This window comes from Planococcus daihaiensis (assembly GCF_049262615.1).
GTDB lineage: Bacteria > Bacillota > Bacilli > Bacillales_A > Planococcaceae > Planococcus.
The window spans coordinates 2787260-2809479 of sequence record NZ_CP175504.1 but is presented as its reverse complement, the minus strand read 5'-3'; the positions used below and the strand labels follow the sequence as shown (position 1 = coordinate 2809479).

The window sequence follows — 22220 nt, the reverse complement described above, 5'->3', positions numbered from 1 at the left end:
CGCGGTCTAAAAGACGCACGATTCGCTTTGATCTGCGTGATGCTGATCAGTAAGTTTGCGCGGGCCGTTTTGCGCGGCCGTTGCTGTTTGTTGACGTTTTGCTGTTCAGTTTTCAAGGTTCAAATCATAACGCCGCGCTCATTGGCGACTTTATTAATATATCTTGTTTACGACTCGAAGTCAATACTATTTTAAAATATTTTATCGAGTTGTTTTAAGGACATGTATTAATATAAACCGCCTGAGAGAAAAAATCAAGGGAAAACCTTATAAAAGACTCTTTTAATTTTTTCATAATCAATTATAAAGAAAAGAATACCCGTCAACACTATAATCCCTCCGATAATCTGACTGGCACTTAACAACTCTCCCAATATAAAAAACGCTAGGATTGCTGCGCCGATCGGTTCAAAGAGAATTGCGATTGAAATCACATTGGTACTCACCCACTTCAGCGCCCAATTAAATAATGTGTGTCCGAATAAATTTGGGATTAATGCCAAAAGTAAAAACCACATCCATTCTTGTGGAGGATAGGGTCCAAATGATTCGCCTTTAATAATTATATAGAAGAATAATGTTATTGTACTTACGCCATAAACTACAAAAGTATAGGTCATGAGTGATAATCGCTTTCGAACGTCTTGCCCGAACAATAAATATGCAGTTATCAAAGCACATGCAATTAAAGCAAGAATATCTCCAAATAATGCAGCACCACTTATTTTGAAATCGCCGTATGCAATGAGGACACTACCGCCAATAGCTATCAAAGCGGACACAATAGTTTTCACGGATAAACGTTCCTTAAAGAAAAAGTAGGTTCCAGCAAAAGCAAACAATGGCTGCAGTGTAACCAGCACGGTTGAGCTCGCAACTGAAGTATAGTTCAACGATTCAAACCACAATATGAAATGAAAAGCTAAAAAAATTCCAGCAATAGATGTAAAGACCCAATCCCGTTTGCTTAGTTTTTTCATTTCATGGGTATATTTTAAAAAGAATAGCGGACTCATAATTAATATCGAAAATAACATCCGGTAAAAAGCGGTCACACCTGAATCTGCTGTAGTCATTTTCACAAAGATTGCTGACATTGCTACCGATATGACTCCTACGATAATTGGTATGTATGGATGGATTGCTGGTTTTTCCATGTCGGCACCTCAAAATATTATTTTGATTTCAATTTCTGAATAAATCATTACCGTTTAGTTTGGCATGCCTTACATATAGAAGCAACAAGAAAAAAGATTGGGGGTTTTATTTTTGGAATTTTTCAGTGCCTTTCAAATTTCCTCATTAGAAACATTCCTTAAACTTCTTATTGCTGCCGGACTTAGTTTGGTTATCGGTTTGGAACGCGAGCTTAAACGTAAGCCGGTGGGTTTGAAAACGAGTGTTGTCATTTCCACGTTCAGTTGCCTGCTCACTATCATTTCCATCGAGTCTGCTTATATCGCTCAGGGCAGTGAATACGAAAATGTCAATATCACAATGGATCCTCTGCGCTTGGCAGCACAAATTGTTTCCGGAATCGGTTTTCTGGGAGCCGGCGTCATATTGAAGCGAGGCAACGATTCTATTTCCGGTTTGACGACTGCTGCAATGATATGGGGAGCTGGAGGAATCGGGATATCGGTCGCAGCCGGATTTTATCTGGAAGCGGCGCTTGCTGTCTTAATTGTATTGATCGCAATAGAATTATTGCCTCCCATTCTTAATAAGCTTGGACCTTCTCGTCTCCGACTCACCGAAGCGAATTTAAAAATATTCATAGCGGAAAGAAGCTATATCAAGCCCGTTATCAAGGAACTTAAAGAATCAGGACTCCTTATTGAAGGGATGTCAATCACTCATCCCGATAATGATAAGAGCAGCGGGTCGGGTTATCACGAACTCGAGGTCAGAGTTTCTTACTTGCAGGAAAAAGATACTCTGGATTTATATCAGGATATTTACGATATCGAATACGTAGAACAGGTGGATATCAACATTACAAATTAAAAACTGCTTGAGCCAAGTCGGCTCAAGCAGTTTTTTTATACAGATGCCTGAAGGATTTCACGAACATCTTCATCGTTGAGTTTGTTGAAGTTCCCAAACTCGCCGTACACAAGAGTTTTTTCAATGATGGATTCAAAATTAGAATCATCGATTTTATAATCCTCAAGCCGCGATGGCGCACCCAATGAAGTCCAGAATGCTGACAAACGATCGATGCCTTCAAGTGCCGTCTCTTCTTCTGTTTTTCCTGCACTGTCAACAGCAAATACACGGATTGCCAATTGAGCAAATCTTGCAGGGTTCACTTTTACATTGTGGCGCATCCAGTGAGGGAATAAGATAGCCAGACCACCTGCATGTGGAATATCGTAAACTGCCGAAACTGCATGCTCAATATTGTGTGTTGCCCAGTCTCCGTTATAGCCCATCTGCAGGAAGTTATTTAATCCCATAGTTCCCGCAAAAAGAATGGTCTCTCTGTGTTCATAGCTTTGCAGGTCTTCCATCAATTTTGGACCCGTTTCGATGACTGCCCGCAATACGCCTTCAATCATCTGATCTTGAACAGGTGTATTTTCGGCATTATGGAAATATTGCTCGAACATATGAGACATCATGTCAACAATTCCATAAGCAGTCTGGTCTTCCGGCACCGACATTGTATATGTAGGATCCAGAACCGAAAATTTCGGGAATGAAAACGGGCTTCCCCATCCATATTTTTCTTGTGTTTCTTCATTAGTAATAACCGACCCGGCATTCATTTCTGAACCGGTGGCTGCGAGTGTTAAAACCGCGCCAAATGGCAAGGCTTCTTTTGGTTGTGCTTTCCGGGTAACAAAATCCCACGCATCCCCGTCGTATTTCGCTCCTGAAGCAATTAGTTTTGTGCAATCAATGACCGAACCGCCACCAACAGCCAGCAGCATATCAATATTTTCTTTCTTACAAATTTCTATCCCTTTTTTCGCTGTGGATAAACGCGGGTTGGGTTCTACCCCTGCCAATTCAAAAACTTCCAGGTTTGCTGAAGCGAGGGTGTCCATAACTTCGTCGTACAAACCATTCTTTTTGATGCTGCCACCGCCATAAACGACAAGGACTTTTTTACCTAATTTCGGAAGTTCAGTGCCAATGGCCTCGAGTTGGCCTTTGCCAAAAATCAATTTTACCGGATTGTAAAAAGTGAATTTATTCATCTATTGATCATCCTCCTATACTTCATTATTATGTAGCTTCTCTTTTTCAATTGCAAAAATTTGGACCAAAAAACCGCTTTGGATATAGATCCAAGCGGTTTTTTCGAGTAGTTTATACCCAACCACGGAAGCGTGCAGCTTCTGCGGTTCTGCGGGCACCCACCATATATGCAGCGAGACGCATGTCGATATTTCGTGTAGTCGCCACATTATAGATGTTTTCGAAAGCATCAACTAACTTCTTGTTAAGTTTTTCGTCCACTTCTTCCTGTGTCCAATAATAGCCCTGGTTGTTCTGCACCCATTCGAAATAGGAAACAGTAACACCGCCGGCACTGGCCAGTACGTCAGGAACCAATAGGATGCCTCGATCTGTCAGCATTTTCGTAGCTTCTGCAGTAGTTGGACCGTTGGCCGCTTCAACTACAATAGATGCTTTGATATCATCGGCATTTTCTGCCGTGATCTGGTTGGCGATTGCAGCCGGCACAAGGATATCGCAATCGAGTTCAAACAGCTCTTTGTTTGTAATTGTGTTGTCAAAGAGGTTTGTCACCATTCCGAAACTATCACGGCGGTCAAGAAGATAATCGATATCCAAACCGTTCGGATCATGCAATGCTCCGTATGCATCGGATATCCCGACAACTTTAGCTCCAGAGTCATGAAGGAATTTTGCCAGGAAGCTTCCGGCATTACCGAATCCTTGAATCACAATACGTGCACCCTGCATATCGAGGCCGCGTTTTTTAGCAGCTTCATTGATGACGATTGTTACGCCCTGGGCAGTAGCTTTATCGCGCCCTTGTGATCCACCGAGAACAATCGGTTTCCCTGTAATGAAGCCAGGTGAATTGAATTCATCAATTTTACTGTATTCATCGAACATCCAAGCCATGATCTGAGAGTTCGTGAAAACGTCAGGGGCCGGAATATCTTTGTTCGGTCCAACAATCTGGCTGATGGCACGGACATAACCGCGACTCAACTTTTCGATTTCGTACATGGACATTTCACGCGGATCACAAATGATTCCGCCTTTACCGCCTCCGTAAGGAAGATCGACAATCCCACATTTCAAAGTCATCCACATGGAAAGGGCAATAACTTCATCGCGGTTGACATCCGGGTGGAAACGTACGCCTCCCTTAGTAGGACCTACAGCGTCGTTGTGCTGTGCACGAAAACCGGTAAATACCTTCGTTACTCCATCATCCATGCGAACAGGAATACGGACTTCCATTATTCGCATAGGCTCCTTCAAAAGTTCGTACATCGAATCTTCGTATCCAAGCTTTTCCAATGCAATTTTGATTACGTTTTGTGTCGACGTCAACAAGTTCAGGTTTTCAGCCATTTTTTAAGTTCGCCTCTTTGTATTTTAGTAATTACTCCGCCTTCAGTGTAACACAATAAGAGATTGCTTTGCTACAAACACCTTATTTCGAAAACACCTTGCGAATCCGCTCCAGCGCCCAATCAAGTTCTTCTTTGCTGATAATCAGCGGTGGTGCAAAACGGATAACTGTATCATGGGTTTCTTTGCACAATAAACCAAGCTCTTTTAATTCTTCGCAATAAGGGCGGGCAGCTTCATTTAATTCCATACCGATGAACAATCCGCGGCCGCGAACTTCTTTAATGGATGGATGTGAAATTTCTTTCAATTGGTTCATGAAGTATTCACCGAGTTCCAAAGAACGCTCTGCAAGCTTTTCGTCCTGCAAAACCTTAAGTGACGCAATGGATACGGCACAAGCCAGAGGATTACCGCCAAATGTCGATCCGTGAGAACCTGGATTGAATACACCCAGAACTTCATTGTCCGCAACTACACAGGAAATTGGGAATACGCCACCACCAAGTGCTTTACCCAGGATGTACATGTCGGGGTTTACGTCTTCCCATTCGCAAGCAAACATTTTCCCGGTACGCGCAAGTCCTGCCTGAATTTCATCGGCTATGAACAATACATTGTTTTCGCGGCAAAGTTCTCTGGCAGCTTTCATGAATCCTGGTGGTGGAATAATAATTCCAGCCTCCCCCTGAATCGGTTCGATCAGGAATGCAGCAGTATTTGGTGTAATGGCATTTTTCAAAGCTTCCAGATCGCCATAAGGAACAATATTGATGCCAGGAAGCATCGGACCGAAGCCTTTACGGTAATCCGGATCGGATGACAACGAAACTGCAGTCATCGTGCGACCGTGAAAGTTCCCTTCACATGCAATGATTTCTGCTTTGTTTTCTTCTACGCCTTTAACGTTATATGCCCAGCGGCGAGCTGCTTTTACAGCTGTTTCTACTGCTTCAGCGCCGGTGTTCATCGGCAATGCCATTTCTTTTCCGGACAATTTGCAGATCATTTCATACCACGGTGCCAGCATGTCGTTGTGGAATGCGCGGGAAGTTAACGTCACTCGATCGGCTTGATCTTTCAGCGCCTGGATGATTTTCGGATGTCTGTGTCCCTGGTTGACAGCTGAATACGCTGATAGCATATCCATGAATTTATTGCCTTCCGGATCTTTTACCCATACCCCTTCAGCTTCAGCGATGACGATTGGCAGCGGATGGTAGTTCGGTGCACCGTATTTTTCCGTCTGTTTGATGATGTCCAGTGTTTTTGTCATTCAAAATTCCTCCTTTTGAAAAAGGCAGACGTGCAGTCTGCCTTTTCAATGATATTTAGATCCTTTAATGCTTTTAGAACATTTCAGAAGTGATTTTTGCTTGCATATGAAGACCGATATAATCTGGTCCGCCCGCTTTTGAGTCGGTTCCGGACATATTGAATCCTCCGAATGATTGGTACCCGACGATTGCGCCTGTGCATCCACGGTTGAAGTACAGATTACCAACATGGAATTCTTCGCGCGCATATTCAAGGTGTTCACGGTTGTTGGTGACAACTGCGCCAGTCAATCCATATTCCGTGTTGTTAGCGATTGCGATCGCTTCTTTGAAATCTTTCGCTTTCGTCAAGCCGACAACCGGCCCGAAGATTTCTTCCTGCATGATACGCGCTTTCGGATCAAGGTCAGCGAAAACTGTTGGGTTTACGAAGAAACCTTTCGAGTCGTCCCCGTCTCCACCAGCAACCAAGCGGCCTTCGCCTTTGCCGATTTCGATGTAATCCATGATTTTTTTATAGGAGTTGCCGTCAATGACTGGCCCCATGTAATTGTTTTGATCAACCGGATCACCGATCGTCAATTCTTTCGTCAATTCGATGACACGCTCAAGAACTTGATCGTATGCATCTCCCACGATTACGGCACGGGATCCCGCAGAACATTTCTGTCCGCTGAAACCGAATGCCGATTTCACGATTGCTTGTGCGCCAAGTTCAAGGTCTCCATCAGAATCAATGACCATTGTGTTCTTGCCGCCCATTTCAGCAATCAGGCGTTTCATCCAGATTTGCCCTTCATTCACTTTTGAAGAACGGTCTGCAATGCGAAGCCCGACTTCTTTTGAACCAGTGAATGAGATGAAGCGCGTGTTCGGGTGATCAACCAGGTAGTCGCCCACTTCAGAACCAGGCCCCGGGATAAAGTTGACAACGCCTTTTGGCATGCCCGCTTCTTCTAAAACTTCAATAAATTTATAAGCAACAACCGGAGTTGTAGATGCCGGTTTTAGCAGCACTGTGTTTCCTGCAACCATCGCTGCAGCCGTCGTACCTGCCATGATGGCAAATGCGAAGTTCCAAGGTGAAATGACCACGCCTACTCCAAGCGGAATGTAATCGTAACGATTGTATTCGCCTGGACGGCTTTCAACATGCATACCATCTTTCAGGCGCAGCATTTGGCGGCCGTAGTATTCAAGGAAATCGATCGCTTCAGCAGTATCTGCATCCGCTTCGTTCCAAGGCTTCCCAGCTTCTTTTGTCAATAACGCCGAGAATTCGTGTTTGCGGCGGCGGATAATTGCAGCTGCTCTGAACAATACGTCAGCACGCACTTCCGGTTTTACTTTTTTCCAAGTTTTAAAGGCTTCATCAGCGCTTTGCATTGCTTTTTCAGCCAAATCTTTGTTTGATTTTGAAACGCGTCCAATAGTCTCTTCTCTATTGGAAGGATTGAATGACACAATTTTATCTTCAGTCGTTACACGTTCTCCACCGATGATTAGCGGATAGTCCTGCCCAAGATAAGCTTCGACAGTTTTCATGCCTTCCAAATAATCGTTGCGGTTCTTGTCGATCGAGAAATCTGTGAATGGTTCGTGTTTGTAGGGAATCATAGATAAATCCTCCTTGAATAGGTTTTAGTGCAAAAAATATTTGCACTTTTAAAGCGTTTCCACTTATAATAATGCAAAAGATCTCTGCATAATTCAAGTGATTTCATTTGAAAAATTAAAAAAACTTTGAGGTGGCTAATGTGAAGCAAGTGAAACTGGACTTGGAACCATTCTATAAATTCGCTTCAGAGCACGTGGCAGTAGGCGTACACGCTGTCGATACCAAAGGAAAAACCATTTTATACAATAAAAAAATGAAAGATATCGAAGGATTTGATTTTGAAGAATTAGCGGATCGATCGCTGCTTGAAATGTTCCGATTCGACCAGGAAGAAAGCACGTTGCTGAAAGTTTTGCAAAGTGGTTCCCCTGTACTCAATTCCAAACAGACTTATTGGAACCGCAAAGGGCAGGAAATTACAACGATCAATGACACCTATCCCGTTGTCGAAAACGGTCTCTTAATCGGTGCAATCGAGTTGGCCAGGGATGTCACCACGTTGGAGAGGGTCGTCTACCAGCCATTGAAAAAATACGAAGAACCGATCACGTTCAATAGCATCACGGCTGTTTCGGACAGCATGAAAAAAGTGATCGCCACAGCCGAAAAAGCGGCGTTGGCCAAACTCCCTGTTTTATTGGTCGGGGAATCCGGCACCGGCAAAGAGCTGATCGCCGAAGCAATTCACCGGGCACATGCAGATGCATCGGCCGAGATGTCGGTTCTCTTTTCGCATGGCACAACGGTCCGTTCGATTGAACAGGTGTCTGAGGAAATGAAAAAGAAGGCGGACGGCACAGTGTATTGCGAAAGAATTGATATGCTGAACTTGCCGATGCAGCAAAAATTGCTGGAAATGGTGAAAGCGCATTCCGGCAGTGACACGTACTTTATCGCCAGCGTCGGCGAAGATCCGGTGGAATTGATTTCAGGCCAGAAGCTGCTGAAGGAGTTGTATTATTTCTTTTCTGCCATGGCGATTCCGATTCAGCCCCTTCGCCGGAGAAAAGAAGATATCATTCCATTTGTGCTTGATTATTTTTCGCGGCACCGGATGAAGTTCGGCTCCATGGTAAGGCACGTGGACCCACAGGTGGAAAAATTATTATTATCCTATGACTGGCCAGGAAATCTGAAAGAGCTGGAGTTGCTGCTCGACGAGATCACTTCCCTGCTGACAACCGAAGAAGTGGTAGGCGTGGACCTGCTGCCGTATCATTTTAAAATGAAAACCGAAAAAACAGGAACGCATAAACCGGAAGATTTCATCGTCCAATCAAACAAGGATTTGCTGCCACTTGAAGAGTATTTGTTTGAGGCCGAAATTTATTATTTGCAAAAAGCGATGGACCTGCATAATGGCAATGTCACAAAAGCAGCCGCCGCACTCGGCATGAGCCGCCAGAATTTGCAGTACCGTTTACGGAAAATAAAAAAAAATGAAGGGCAGACCTGAGTCTGCCCTTCATTTTTTTATTTAATTACTGTCCAGAACGCTTGATCCACTCTTGCATTTTATCTTTCAATGAGTTGAATCCTTCAGAATCACTTTCGTTTACATGTGACTGAAGAGATTGTTTTGGTTTTTCAGTACGCTGAGCTGCTGGTGGCTGCTCCTGTAACGCGCGGATTGAAAGGCTGATTTTTTTAGATTTTTCATCAACTTCCAAAACTTTCACGTCAACTTCTTGTCCGACTTCCAAATACTCACTTACTTCTTTTACGTAACCGTGAGTGATTTCTGAGATATGGACCAAACCTTGAGTTTGCTCGTCGAGTGCAACAAAAGCCCCGTATGGCTGGATTCCTGTTACTTTACCTGCTACTGTGTCACCTGTTTGATATGTCTTTGTCATGTTCTACCCGCTCCTACTCTTGTCTGAATTATCCTATACACCTATTGGCATCTGTATATTATAGCACAGAAAGATGGGCTGCGTAAAATTAATGGTTAAACATGTCGCCAATCATCCATGAATCCCCCACTTTTTCCAGCGGCAGGAAGTGTCCGTTCTCCCTTGTGCTTATGTTTTCATAAATGTCTACGTAGCCCTGGACGCCTTTTATAGCGGGATTGTACGTATCCGCTCTGAAGGAAATACCCTCCATTTTTGAATAGTCCCCAAATTGCCCGGATAAGATCCAACGTTCTTTAAATTCTTCATCACTAACCTGCATCTCACCTTTATTGAGCAGCAAACGCATCGTCCTGATATCTTCTTTTTCCAATGCCAGAAGGAAAATTCCTGCTATTTCTGCCGGCGTTGCAGTGTCAACAGTTTCCAAGCTGTCATTTTGCAGGAGATTATTGTAATGGGCTTGGACATTCGAATCAAATTCTTCGAAATTCTCATCTATTGTATAGAATTCATCCATCTGATGCTGCATCAGCCAGATTTGGTCCCGCTCGGTAATCAAAATCGTATCCCGAATGAATTGAAAGTTTTGATGAGCGCCATTCAACGAAGCAGGAACAATCAGGACAACACTGCTTCCTTGCCGCGTTGTATTATCTTCGTAAATTTCAATACTGCGCCTCGTTTCTGTGATTTCAGGCTGTTTCCTCCATCTTTTTGTGTATTCTTCCAGCGAAGGCTTCAATTTGTCATCGGCAGTCAAATGCCACATCGTTTCGATATCTTCTATTTTATTGGCGTAATAATATAGCTTGATGATTTCCAGCGGTTCCACACCTGACAGCATATCCAAGTCATGGGAAGCTGAAAATTCTTCATAGAATGGTTTGATATCACTGTAATCATAGTCAGCTAATTGAAGAGAGGCAAACTCGATTTCCACGTCTCCATTCGGCAATTTCGCTTCCAATTCGCCGTTTCTCTCCATTTCGATTGCGGCAAGAATATCGGGTAATGCCAATTGATCAAAATGGGCGGATTCTGTCCAACCGCTCGCTTTGAACTCTTCCAAAATCGGCAGCAACACGAAGATTATCGGATTTTCGGCCATTTGCATCGAGGTTTCCCAAGCTATTCGAAACTCTTCTTTTACCACCCCGTTGCTGTCGAACACTTCTGTATTAAAATCACCTTTGACCATTGTGAAAAAAGAATTGGCCAGTAAAGGTTCAACTTTGCTCCTCAATGCCGGGTCCAGCATGGGATCCGTCAAAAATCCGGCCATCGTCATTACGGAAAAAGGCAGTTGCTCAATCGGCAACAGCAGGCCAGTTTCATCATAATAGGGGGCACTGCGAATAACTTCCATATAATAATTGGATAACCCGTCCGTGCTGAATGGACGGACTTCATAAAATTTATTGACATCCCTGACCGTACGGAAGCGGTTGTCGTTGGGATGCACTGCATATTGGAAAGTGTATTCCCTTAAAGCTGCCGTCAGATTTTCGATATCTTCGGGGTAATCAACGCGGCTGTGCATCAGCATATCCGGTGACAGCACCCCGTCTCTTTCAGCGGCAGCCAGTTCATCTTTATGTTTCTCCAGCAGATTATCGGCAATGACCATCAATTGGTCCGTCTTTTCTGTATAGATCACCAGAAATTTGCTGATTTCTGCTGGATTCAAATGATCATCCTTGACGGAGTCCAGCATACCTTTCGGTGTTTCAATGCTCTGCATCAAGATGTCCACCTGATCCTGCATACGCTCCGGATCGTCCTGCAATTGCTTGACGTTTTGGCGGCTGAATGTGCGCTCCCTAAGAGCGTCCGCTTTTTGGACATATTCGAGGGACTCGAAAGTGTCGACAGGCAATCCCAGACGCTCAGGCGCAGAACTGCGGATTTCTTCATATTGCGCTTCCCAATCTTTGACCATCTCTTTGCTGACCGTTGTCGGATTTTCTCCGTCTGTGGCCGCCTGCTGCGTGTCGGCCGGCTGGTCATTGAAAAGAAACGAGGCTCCGATAATGGCAGTTAAAAACAGGCTGGCCCCGGCAAGAAGTGCGAACGTTTTCTTTTTTACCGGCTTGTTTTCGACTGATTTCGTTTCAGGATTCGGAACGTCGGCTGGCAGTTTATTGATTTCGATATTTTCTGCTGCTGTTGAAAATTCAATCCTGTTATACGATTTTTCCAATAGGTCCAATCGCCTCTCAACATCCAGCTGTGCTTCGACAGCCAACTCATTTCTGAGCTTTTCCAATCCCGATTGGATATCAAATTCGGCAGCCGCTAAAGGTATCATAAGGATTGAAGCTGCATCTTCCAGCTGTTTTCCGTGGAAATGAACGAGTATCACAGCAAGCCTTTCCTGCAAAGGCAGTTGCAGAAGAGCCATATGAGTTTCCTGGTCTTCTTCAAATTTCAACGGCTCAAGGTCCGATTCATGGTTGGATTCGGCAAGTTCGCCTTCAATGAGGTGAACCGCCTTCTTGTATAAGATATTTTCAGCATTTTCGTCATCTGAGATCTCCAGTTTCTCATGGATGGCATTGATCAGCTTGACTTGGAAAGCACCGATTTTCTCTTTCGGCACGCCTGCCTGGTAAGCAAACCTGGCAATTGCGGTCTCGTAATTTCGAAACCAGTCCACAACTGCCTGCCTGTCATCTGCTTTTGCTCCATTGGATGGATTATCTGCTTGCATTTTCAGGGCCCCTTTAAAAATGAAATATTCAATCTCTTCCTTTATATGTTTATTATACGTTACCAAATCCATGAAGTTTCAAATTTATCTATTTTTTTGCAGATTGCTCGTGTAGAATGAAAAAATCTAATGGATATAGGAGTGAGGACAATGGAAAATCGTGAGCAATGGACATCGAAACTCGGATTCATCCTGGCAGCGGCCGGAAGTGCTGTCGGATTAGGTGCAATCTGGAAATTCCCATATGAAACAGGTGCTAACGGAGGCAGTGTTTTTATATTATTATTCATTATCAGCACCATTTTCATCGGCTTGCCGATTTTGCTCGCAGAATTTGTCATTGGCCGGCGCGGCCAGGCAGATGCCGTCACCGGATTGAAGAAACAAGCGCCCGGGAAACCGTGGTTTCTGATCGGCTGGTCCGGTTTTATCTTTTCATTTCTGATTCTGTCATTCTACAGTGTGGTTGGCGGATGGATCTTGTCATATTTGGCACGCGCGATATTCTTCCAACTTTCGGATTACAACGATGCCGGGTTTGGGGATCTGTTTAACAGCATTATAGCTAATCCTTTTGAAGTGTTGGTCGCTCAGGCCGTATTTATGTTCTTGACTGTCTGGATTGTACACGGCGGCATAAAATCAGGAATAGAGCGGGCCAGTAAAATCATGATGCCTGCGTTACTGATTTTCTTCGTTTTGCTGATGGTCCGATCGCTGACTTTGGACGGGGCCATGGAAGGCGTCCGTTTCATGTTTGTTCCGGACTGGTCGTTCTTCACTTTTGAGACGGCTCTTACCGCTCTCGGGCAGGCATTCTTTTCCCTCAGCGTCGGAGTTGCCGGAATGATCACGTATGCTTCTTACTTGCCGAAGACGGAAAATCTTGGACGCTCGGCAGTCAGTGTCGTGTCGTTGAATATCATCATTTCAATCATGGCAGGCCTCATCATCTTCCCGGCGGTTTTCGCTTTGGATTATTTGCCGAATGAAGGGCCAGGACTTGTGTTCATCATCCTGCCGGCCATCTTCAATGAATTATTCATGGGCCAATTTTTGATCATCCTGTTCTTTATCCTGTTGCTTTTCGCGACGTTGACTTCTTCCATTTCGATGTTGGAAATTACCGTGTCGATTGCTGTTAAGGACAAATACGACAGACGCGGCAAGCTTTCCTGGCTGGTAGGATTGGCGATTTTCATCGTCGGAATTCCAAGTGCCTTGTCGTTTGGAGTTTTCTCGGATCCGGTGTTCTTCGGTTACACCTTCTTCGATTTCGTTGATATTCTGACCAGTAAAGTAGGTTTGCCTCTCGGGGCATTGTTCATCTCGCTGTTTGCGGGCTACGTGCTGACCAAACAGGATGCCCATGTAGAAATGCACGAACAGAAATTGCTGGTGGATGTTTGGCGGGTGCTTTTGAGATACGTGGCACCGATCGCGATCATTATTGTATTTGTTCAGGGAATCATTGATATCTTCTGAAAACTGTTCAAAAGCTGACATATTTTCGCGAAACTAAACAGCCATTGTATGTTATTCTTTAAATAGAAGAAAGTACCAATTCCGAAGGGAGTGTATGAATATGAGTAGAGAATTGAACGCCCAGCTGAAGTTTCTGCGGGAAGAGCGCAATTTGACTCTGGATGACCTTGCGTTAAAAACAAGAATCGGAGTGGGACGACTTCATTCATACGAAACAGGGGAAGAAATTCCTTCTGTCCAAACAATCATGAGGCTTTCCAATGCACTTGAAGTTCCCGCATCCAACCTGCTCGATGGACTGGATTCTATCGAACAATAATAAAAAGAGTTTCCGGCAAGCGTTTGCCGGAAACTCTTTTTTTGATGAAAATTTATCCGGCTCATCGTAGTTAATGGACACTCTGCCCCCTTATTTCGATTCGAATTTTTATTCTAAATATTGCCATAAGTATTTGACCTGACATTCTATTTTGCTAACCGCTATAATATCCTTAGAAGCTTTATAGAAATGAGGAGATTGTGATGAGTTTATTTGAGGAAGTATACGAACGCAGAAAAACCCGCTCCGTCAAATGGGACCTGATGGAAATGATCTACGAGGTGGAAGATGCGTCTGACATTCTGCCGCTATGGGTCGCGGATATGGATTTCCCTGCTCCTCCGCCCGTTATTGAGGCATTGAAGCGGCGGCTCGAGCACCCGATTCTGGGTTATACGTATATTGATGATGATTGCAAGAAAGCCATTGCGGCGTGGCAATTACGACGCAATGACTGGGAAATCAAAGAACAGGAAATCATGTTCCAGTCCGGCGTCATTCCAGCTATTGCAGCGATTCTTCAGGTCTTTACAAATCCAGGAGATGCGGTCGTCGTTACACCGCCGGTTTATCCACCGTTCTTTTCAATTCCGCAGAATCAGGGACGAAAAGTTTTGTACAGTGAATTGACTGAGAAAGACGGGGAATACACCTTCGACTTTGCTGATTTGGAGGAAAAGTTTTCGAAAGCCACTTTCTTTATCTTCTGCCACCCGCATAATCCCGGCGGCAAAGTGTGGAAAGAAGAAGAAATGAAAGAACTTCTTCGATTGGCCGAAAAACATGATGTGTTGATCATTTCAGATGAAATCCATTCAGATCTCGTCTTGAAAGCGCATCAGCATATTCCGTTGGCAAAACTTGCCGGCGCACAGGCACATCGCATTTTCACTTGTATCGCGCCAACCAAAACGTTCAATCTGGCAGGCATCCAGGCGTCCATGCTGATTGTCAGCGATCCGAAAAAGAGGCTGCGGCTTGAAAACCATGCCGCCGCGAATGGCACGGGCATGATGAACGCCTTTGCTCCTGTCGCCTTGAAGGCAGCATACGAAGAAGGCGAGGCTTGGCTGGATGAGTTATTGGAAGTGTTGTCTTCCAATATGGACTATGTCATCGAGAAATTGGGCGCCGCTATTCCAGCGATTAAAATTTCGAAACCTGAAGCCACTTATCTGATGTGGCTCGATTGCCGTGAACTGGACATCGAAGAATCGGACATCATGAAGAAGCTGCTCCATGACGGAAAAGTCGCACTGGAGCCGGGGTCGAAATACGGCGACGCCAGCACCGGATTCCTGCGCCTTAATGTGGCATGTCCGCGGACGATGCTAGAAGACGGCGTTGCACGCATTATAAAAGCATTGGGCTAATAATTTAAAATAGTAAAAAGGAAGATCCGCAATGGATCTTCCTTTTATTATTCCTGGATAATCTCGATGGATTCGATTACTACGGCTTCCACAGGACGGTCTCCCTCTCCTACTTCCACTTCAGCAATGGCGTCAACGATATCCATTCCTTCAACTACATGCCCGAAAACGGTATGCTTGCCGTCGAGCCAAGGCGTTCCTCCGTTGGCGGCATATTCCTCTTTGACCTCTTCAGGACTATCCGCTGGCGGAAGTCCGTCTTCCGGCAGATCAGGCAGTTGAACTATGAAAAACTGACTGCCGTTCGTGCCAGGTCCCGAATTCGCCATGGACAATGCCCCGCGAAAATTATACAGCTCTTCAGAGATTTCATCTTCAAAGCCTTCCCCGTAGATGCTTTCGCCTCCGCGGCCGGTACCGTCAGGGTCTCCCCCTTGAATCATGAAATCCTTGATGACGCGGTGAAAAACCACACCATCGTAATAGCCGTCTTTGGCATGAGTCAAAAAGTTTTCGACTGTTTTCGGTGCCTGTTCCGGGAATAATTTTATCTGAATTGTTCCCATTGAAGTATGCATATCCACCAAGGCTTCATCCTCTGCGACTTCTCCTGACAACTGCGGCAATTCAGCTATTGTCTCTGATGTTGCGGCATTTCCATTGTCTGTTGACTGTTGTTCTGTTTCCTGTGATCCACAGGCAGTTAGTAAAGCCGTCGCCAATAAAATCGGCATCCATATTTTCTTCATTTTCGCATTCACCCCGCTCTATTTTAGCATATAAAAATTTCAGAATACATCGGTAAATTTTCATACTTTTTTCGAGTGGCGAAATAATATATAATAGATACAGATGCACGGTTCAGAAAGAAGGTAACTGTTATGGATGTGCAAAAAAGAAATTTTATCATCATCATGTTCACGAACTTCCTGGTAGCGGGAAGCACGACAATGATTATGCCCTTTTTATCTCTATATATTGACTCGCTTGGTAATTTTTCCGATGAATATGTCCAACGCTGGTCCGGGCTGGTGTTCGGTGTGACGTTCGTCGCCGCCCTGTTTATGTCGCCGATTTGGGGACGCATCGCGGACCGCTACGGCTATAAACCAATATTGATCATCAACGGATTCGGGATAGCCATCAGTATCTATCTGATGGGAACAGCCGATTCCGTACACGAATTGTTCATTCTCCGACTGATCATGGGGATAGTGACAGGGTTCATCCCGACTTCGCTGGCGTTTGTCAGCACCCAGACCCCAAAAGAAATTGCCGGCAAAACGCTCGGCACCCTGCAGATGGGCAGTGTCGCAGGGACTCTGTTCGGACCGGTGATCGGCGGATTGATGGCTGATGCCTTTGGCTTTGACTACACATTCATCATCACGGCAGTCGTCATCGGTATCGCAGCATCGCTGGTAGCTCTCGGTATAAAAGAAACTAAAAAGGTTTTCAATAAAGACGCGCATGTCTACGAGCGCAAAACGATTATCCAAGGAATTCTTCACCACCGTCTGTTGATCAATGTCATGATCATCACCAGTCTGATCCAGGTGGGAAATTTCAGCATCCAGCCCTTATTGTCGTTGTATGTCGCGGAACTTGCGCCGGACAGTTCACAGGTCGCTTTTCTGGCGGGCGTGACTTTCAGTGCGGCGGGTGTCGGCAACCTGCTCTTCGCCCGGCGATGGGGCCGGCTGGGAGATTCGATCGGCTATGAAAAAGTGCTGGGCTTTCTGCTGTTGCTGTCGTTCCTGTTTATCGTGCCGCAGGCGTTCGTTACGGAGCTGTGGCAATTGATGATTCTGCGGCTGCTGTTTGGTGTCGCTGTCGGCGGCATGATTCCGACCACTACCGCTTTGATGCGCCGGGAAGCGCCGATTGAAATTCAAGGCGAAATCATGGGTTACAACACCAGCTTCCGTTTCCTCGGCAATATCGTCGGCCCGGTTTTCGGAGGAATTGTCAGTGGCTTTATCGGAATTTCTTCCGTTTTCATCGTCACCGGCGTGTTATTTGTCCTGGCGTTTGCGTTCCTCAAATTTACGTTGGCAAAACCTGAGCAGGATTTCGAGGATGTGCTGCTCGAACAGGAAATGAAATCGATGTAGCTTTTTGAAATCCACGCCGCAATTCCATAGTAAAAACTGAACGGATTCCAAAATGGAGTCCGTTTTTTATTGGCAAAACCGATTCTCCAGCGAAAAAAATTAAATATTTTAAGTGAGTTTCTTCCTATCTCTATAAGCGGCAAAAAATGTGACCGTTTCATTTCAATTAGAAGCCCAACAATGCAAAGCACAAGAAATTACGTTATAATTTTTTTAGCTACTCATCATGTTTATGCTTGAAAGGAGGATTCTTTTGTCACTGGTATTTTTAATTTTTCTGCCCATAATAGCAGCACTCTTTATCCCGCTGTTGTATAAAAAAGTCAGTCAGATCCATACGGGCTGGTTTGTTTTATTGGTCCCGGTATTCTTATTCATCTATTACACCACTTTGCTTCCCACAATTGCAGGCGGAGGCAACCGTGTATCCGAACTGCAATGGATTCCTTCGCTTGATATTTCCTTTATCGCTTATATCGACGGATTGAGTCTTCTGTTTTCTATGCTGATCACCGGCATCGGAGCCTTGGTTGTGCTGTATTCGATTTTTTATCTGGATAAATACCGCGAACAATTACATAATTTTTATGTTTACCTGCTGATGTTTATGACAGCGATGCTCGGTGTTGTTCAATCCGACCATCTGATTTCTCTTTATCTGTTCTGGGAACTGACCTCCATTTCATCTTTCCTGCTGATCGGCTATTGGTATACACGTGACCGTTCAAAATTCGGCGCGTTGAAGTCGATGATGATCACAGTGTTCGGCGGATTGATGATGCTTGGGGGCTTTGTATTGCTCGGAATCATGGGCGATACGTATTCCATCCGCGAATTGATTTCATTGGCACCCGAAATGGCGAGCCACGATTTCTTCATCTGGGCGCTCGTACTGATTTTGCTCGGTGCATTTACAAAATCGGCACAATTTCCATTCTATATCTGGTTGCCGGATGCCATGGAAGCGCCGACTCCGGTCAGCGCATATCTTCACTCGGCAACAATGGTTAAAGCCGGTCTCTATCTGGTGGCCCGCTTCACCCCGATTTTCGCCGTATCCGGCACCTGGGTGTGGCTTGTTACCGGCGTCGGCTTGTTTACAATGTTCTGGGCTTCGTTCTGGGCATTGAAACAAAAAGATTTGAAAGGGATTCTGGCATTCTCGACTGTATCTCAGCTCGGATTGATCATGTCCCTGCTCGGTGCTTCTGCGGCAGGCTTTCACGTGGAAGATGCTGCTGGCACTTATTTCAAATATGCCGCATTCGCAGCTATCTTCCATTTGATCAACCATGCCGTGTTTAAAGGCAGTCTGTTTATGGTCGCGGGCATCATTGACCACGAAACCGGAACACGCGACATCCGGAAATTGGGCGGCTTAATGAGTTTAATGCCAATCAGTTTTACAATCGCTATGATCGGTGCTTTCTCCATGGCCGGGCTGCCGCCGTTCAGTGGCTTCCTGAGTAAGGAAATGTTCCTGACCGCGATGCTGACTATAACGGAATTCAATATGTTCCAATTTGACACATGGGGGATTCTATTCCCAGTCATCGCTTGGATCGGTTCTGTCTTTACGTTCATTTACAGTTTCTATTTTGTGTTCCACACGTTTGCCGGCAAGCATAAACCGGAACAATTGCCGAAACCGGCCCATGAAGCGCCGATCGGCATGCTTCTGTCTCCTGCGTTCCTGGCAATTCTGGTACTGGTCATTTTTGCCATCCCGAACGTTGTCGGAGATTGGCTCGTGAAACCGGCCGTCGCAGCTATTCAGCCGTTCATGTATGATTCACCGCAGGAAGTGGATGTGGATGTGCTTTATTGGCACGGCTTCAATACAGAACTCTTTATGACCCTCGGCATATTCGCCATCGGCTTCCTGATGTTCTGGACGCTCGCCAAATGGCAAAAGAGCTATGACCTGTATCCCGATACACTGACACTGAACCGGCTGTACGACAATATGATGTTCCTGAGCGACATTGGAGCCAACCGCTTTTCCAGAACTTATATGACCGGTTTTATCCGTTCATATCTCGTTTATATGTTCGGTTTTCTCATCATTATCGTACTCGGTACCTTCTTCTTAAATGAAGCATTTGCAATTGATATGAACAATCTGGCACCCGTCGGATTGTATGAAATCGTCATCATGATTGCCCTGCTCGGATCGACTTTAACAATCCTGTTTTCAAAATCACGACTGACGGCCATTATTGCACTCGGTGCCGTTGGCTACTCGGTTGCATTGTTCTTCGTCATCTTCCGTGCGCCTGACCTTGCCTTGACCCAATTGGTCATTGAAACGATTTCTGTCGCATTATTCCTGCTTGCCTTCTACCACCTGCCGCAAATCAGCAGAAAAGAAGAACGGATGCACTTCCGTTTGGGTAATGCATTAATCGCTGTTGGTGTAGGCGTGACGATGACGCTGCTTGCGCTGGCGTCACATTCCGGCAAAGCATTGCCTTCCATTTCCGAATTCTACAAGGAAACTGTTTATACGGAAGCTGCAGGCGGAAATATTGTCAACGTTATCCTTGTTGATTACCGTGGTTTTGATACCTTGTTTGAAATCGGCGTTCTCGGTATCGCCGGCATCGGCATCATTACTTTGATCAAGCTGCGGCTTACGAAAAAGGGGGGGCAGCATGAAAACAAATGATGTAATGCTTCAAACCGTTACGAAAGTGGTAACCTTCATCATTCTGATGTTCGCTGTCCACATCTTTTTCGCCGGGCATTATACGCCGGGCGGAGGCTTTGTCGGCGGCTTGCTGACTGCAACTGCCATCGTTCTTTTGATGCTGGCTTTCGGCATTCAGACAGTGAAAAAGATCTTGCCGATCAATTATGTGGTCATGACTTCGGTCGGCCTGCTTGTAGCGATTGCTACAGCTTCGGCTTCCATACTTTTCGATGTTCCGTTTTTTACCCATGCTTATGATTATTTCGACTTGCCGTTATTCGGTGAAACTTCCCTGCACTCTGCTTTACTTTTCGATGTGGGAGTCTATCTGGTTGTTGTTGGCGTTACGATGACCATTATTCAAACGATTGGAGAGGATGAATAATGGAAATTATTATGTCAGTTGTCATCGGTTTTCTTTTTATGGCAGCTGTTTATCTAATACTTTCAAAAAGCCTGATCCGGATCATTATCGGTACAGGGCTCCTCAGCCACAGCGCCCATTTGCTTCTTTTGACAATGGGCGGCCTTGGCGGGGAGTCACCGCCAGTAGTCGCTGATGGAGTTACAATTGCCGATTACGCAGATCCATTACCGCAAGCCCTGATCCTGACAGCAATCGTTATTTCGTTTGCTGTTACATCTTTTTTTCTTGTTGTTGCCTACCGCGCTTATCAGGAGCTCGGCACGGACAATGTGGAATTAATGAAAGGAACTGAAGACCATGAGTAATTTATTATTGTTCCCGATCATAATTCCTTTGATAGTCGGTACAATCCTGATGCTGTTCCCGAACAAGATTAAAATGCAGCGCTTGGTTGCATTGCTTGGAACGATTGCCACCCTCGTCGCTTCAGCGTTTCTTTTGGCTAAAGTTTACAACGATGGCGTCCAGGCGGTTACCCTCGGCAGCTGGCCGGCACCTTTCGGCATCTCGATGGTATCCGACCTCTTTTCCGCGCTTTTGGTTGTGACTTCATCATTGGTTGTGCTGTTCGTCATTCTATATAGTTACCCCACTATCGGGATAAAACGTGAGCAATCGTTCTACTATCCGGCAGTGCTGTTCCTGATGTCGGGTGTCAATGGTGCATTCACGACTGGTGATATTTTTAACCTTTTCGTCTTTATTGAAGTGTTGCTGATGGCTTCTTACGCATTGATCGTTCACGGCGGAGAAAAGCAACAGCTTCGTGAAGGAATTAAATATATTCTCGTCAATATTATTTCTTCGGCATTCTTTGTCGTTGCTGTCGCTCTACTCTACTCAGTGACAGGTACGCTGAATATGGCGGATCTGGCTGTAAAAATTCCACAAATTGAAAATACCGGAATTCTGACCGTTATTGCTGTTCTGTTCCTGGTGGTATTCGGCTTCAAAGCAGCCATCTTCCCATTGTATTTCTGGCTGCCAGCTTCTTATCATGCGCCGCCGATGCCAGTTCTGGCGCTATTCGGTGCTTTGCTGACCAAAGTCGGTGTCTATGCCATCATGCGTACATACACGCTGTTCTTTACGATGAATACCGGGTTTACCCATGAACTTCTGGCAATTATTGCCATCCTGACCATTTTGGCGGGTTGTGTTGGTGCACTGGCATACTTTGATGTCAAAAAAATCATCATCTACAACATCATCATCGCGGTCGGCGTCATCCTGTTCGGTGTTTCCCAGATGAATCAGGCTGGCATCGAAGGTTCGATATTCTATCTGATCCATGACATGATGATCAAAGCGGCGTTATTTTTCCTTGTCGGAATCACAGCTGTCATTTTCGGAACTTCCAACCTCCGCAAAATGGGCGGATTGATGAAGACCTATCCGGTTCTGGGCTGGACTTATCTCGTTGCAGCGTTCGGCCTTGCCGGCATCCCGCCACTCAGCGGATTTCCAGGTAAATTATTAATTGTGCAAGGCGGTTTTGAAGGTCCACATTTCTGGGGCAGTATCGTCATTCTTGCAACAAGCCTCATTGTATTATTAAGTGCAACCCGCATATTCATCTATGCTTTCTGGGGTGAACCGGTTGAAACTAAACCATTAAAAAAATCTTCCTATCAAGCAATGCTGATCCCTTCGATGATATTGGTCGCCATAACGGTGTTCTTCGGAGTCGGCGCGGAACTCTTCATGCCACTTGTTTCTGGTGCTGCTGAAGTGCTGCTGAATCCATCGCTCTATATTGAAGCGGTATTTAAGGAGTAGTTGA

18 protein-coding genes are annotated in these 22220 nt (G+C 45.2%); 10 read left to right on the top strand and 8 right to left on the bottom strand.

Translation table 11 applies throughout. The features are described from left to right. Nucleotides 1-254: 254 nt before the first annotated feature. On the bottom strand, nucleotides 255-1157 hold the full coding sequence (locus tag DHX103_RS13870; RefSeq protein ID WP_422122837.1) for a DMT family transporter: 903 nt from the start codon (nucleotides 1155-1157) through the stop codon (nucleotides 255-257). A gap of 112 nt (nucleotides 1158-1269) precedes the next feature. Between DHX103_RS13870 and DHX103_RS13865 the strand changes: the two genes are divergently transcribed. Further along, a complete protein-coding gene (locus DHX103_RS13865; protein ID WP_422122836.1) occupies nucleotides 1270-2007 on the top strand; it encodes an MgtC/SapB family protein in 738 nt (245 codons plus the stop codon). Between the two features lie 35 nt (nucleotides 2008-2042). Here DHX103_RS13865 and DHX103_RS13860 read toward each other — a convergent pair whose 3' ends face one another. The 4 genes from DHX103_RS13860 to pruA form a co-directional block, all read right to left on the bottom strand. Then, nucleotides 2043-3206: an iron-containing alcohol dehydrogenase gene (locus DHX103_RS13860; RefSeq protein ID WP_422122835.1), complete on the bottom strand. Its 1164-nt coding sequence runs from the start codon at nucleotides 3204-3206 to the stop codon at nucleotides 2043-2045. A 112-nt stretch (nucleotides 3207-3318) separates the two neighbouring features. After that, nucleotides 3319-4563 carry a Glu/Leu/Phe/Val family dehydrogenase gene (locus DHX103_RS13855; RefSeq protein WP_422122834.1) on the bottom strand — a complete coding sequence of 415 codons (1245 nt, stop codon included), beginning with the start codon at nucleotides 4561-4563 and terminating at the stop codon, nucleotides 3319-3321. 82 nt (nucleotides 4564-4645) lie between these two features. Then, the gene (locus DHX103_RS13850) at nucleotides 4646-5839 is read right to left on the bottom strand and encodes an ornithine--oxo-acid transaminase (RefSeq protein ID WP_422122833.1); all 1194 of its coding nucleotides are present in this window, start codon (nucleotides 5837-5839) and stop codon (nucleotides 4646-4648) included. A gap of 73 nt (nucleotides 5840-5912) precedes the next feature. After that, nucleotides 5913-7457, bottom strand: coding sequence for an L-glutamate gamma-semialdehyde dehydrogenase (pruA, locus tag DHX103_RS13845; protein ID WP_422122832.1), 1545 nt, complete (start codon nucleotides 7455-7457; stop codon nucleotides 5913-5915). 140 nt (nucleotides 7458-7597) lie between these two features. On the opposite strand from pruA, the gene DHX103_RS13840 reads away from it, so the two are divergent. Then, complete coding sequence (locus DHX103_RS13840) at nucleotides 7598-8914, top strand: sigma 54-interacting transcriptional regulator (protein ID WP_422122831.1); 1317 nt, start codon at nucleotides 7598-7600, stop codon at nucleotides 8912-8914. A 25-nt stretch (nucleotides 8915-8939) separates the two neighbouring features. Here the strand turns inward: DHX103_RS13840 and yugI are convergent, their stop codons facing one another. Together yugI and DHX103_RS13830 are read right to left on the bottom strand one after the other, a co-directional pair. Then, a complete protein-coding gene (gene yugI / locus DHX103_RS13835) occupies nucleotides 8940-9314 on the bottom strand; it encodes a S1 domain-containing post-transcriptional regulator GSP13 (RefSeq protein ID WP_422122830.1) in 375 nt (124 codons plus the stop codon). 88 nt (nucleotides 9315-9402) lie between these two features. Beyond that, nucleotides 9403-12027 carry a sigma-70 family RNA polymerase sigma factor gene (locus DHX103_RS13830; RefSeq protein WP_422122829.1) on the bottom strand — a complete coding sequence of 875 codons (2625 nt, stop codon included), beginning with the start codon at nucleotides 12025-12027 and terminating at the stop codon, nucleotides 9403-9405. A gap of 150 nt (nucleotides 12028-12177) precedes the next feature. Here DHX103_RS13830 and DHX103_RS13825 point away from each other — a divergent pair, with 150 nt between their 5' ends. From DHX103_RS13825 to DHX103_RS13815, 3 genes are all read left to right on the top strand, one after another. Then, nucleotides 12178-13512 (top strand): sodium-dependent transporter, encoded by a 1335-nt coding sequence (locus DHX103_RS13825; RefSeq protein WP_422122828.1) that lies wholly within the window; start codon nucleotides 12178-12180, stop codon nucleotides 13510-13512. A 100-nt stretch (nucleotides 13513-13612) separates the two neighbouring features. Further along, nucleotides 13613-13831 carry a helix-turn-helix domain-containing protein gene (locus tag DHX103_RS13820; protein ID WP_422122827.1) on the top strand — a complete coding sequence of 73 codons (219 nt, stop codon included), beginning with the start codon at nucleotides 13613-13615 and terminating at the stop codon, nucleotides 13829-13831. Between the two features lie 203 nt (nucleotides 13832-14034). Next, the gene (locus tag DHX103_RS13815) at nucleotides 14035-15204 is read left to right on the top strand and encodes a MalY/PatB family protein (RefSeq protein WP_422122826.1); all 1170 of its coding nucleotides are present in this window, start codon (nucleotides 14035-14037) and stop codon (nucleotides 15202-15204) included. A 47-nt stretch (nucleotides 15205-15251) separates the two neighbouring features. Here the strand turns inward: DHX103_RS13815 and DHX103_RS13810 are convergent, their stop codons facing one another. Beyond that, complete coding sequence (locus DHX103_RS13810) at nucleotides 15252-15953, bottom strand: peptidylprolyl isomerase (RefSeq protein ID WP_422122825.1); 702 nt, start codon at nucleotides 15951-15953, stop codon at nucleotides 15252-15254. A 132-nt stretch (nucleotides 15954-16085) separates the two neighbouring features. On the opposite strand from DHX103_RS13810, the gene DHX103_RS13805 reads away from it, so the two are divergent. The 5 genes from DHX103_RS13805 (at nucleotide 16086) to DHX103_RS13785 (ending at nucleotide 22216) form a co-directional block, all read left to right on the top strand. Beyond that, complete coding sequence (locus DHX103_RS13805) at nucleotides 16086-17318, top strand: MFS transporter (protein WP_422122824.1); 1233 nt, start codon at nucleotides 16086-16088, stop codon at nucleotides 17316-17318. A gap of 253 nt (nucleotides 17319-17571) precedes the next feature. Beyond that, nucleotides 17572-19986 (top strand): Na+/H+ antiporter subunit A, encoded by a 2415-nt coding sequence (locus DHX103_RS13800; protein WP_422122823.1) that lies wholly within the window; start codon nucleotides 17572-17574, stop codon nucleotides 19984-19986. Continuing rightward, nucleotides 19973-20395 (top strand): Na(+)/H(+) antiporter subunit B, encoded by a 423-nt coding sequence (locus DHX103_RS13795; RefSeq protein ID WP_422122822.1) that lies wholly within the window; start codon nucleotides 19973-19975, stop codon nucleotides 20393-20395. Before DHX103_RS13800 ends, DHX103_RS13795 begins: the two co-directional genes overlap by 14 nt. Continuing rightward, nucleotides 20395-20742, top strand: a complete 348-nt coding sequence (locus tag DHX103_RS13790; RefSeq protein ID WP_422122821.1) for a Na(+)/H(+) antiporter subunit C — start codon at nucleotides 20395-20397, stop codon at nucleotides 20740-20742. The genes DHX103_RS13795 and DHX103_RS13790 overlap by 1 nt, the downstream gene beginning before the upstream one ends. Beyond that, entirely contained in the window at nucleotides 20735-22216 is a 1482-nt protein-coding gene (locus tag DHX103_RS13785) for a Na+/H+ antiporter subunit D (protein ID WP_422122820.1), read from the top strand. The genes DHX103_RS13790 and DHX103_RS13785 overlap by 8 nt, the downstream gene beginning before the upstream one ends. Nucleotides 22217-22220: the final 4 nt, after the last annotated feature.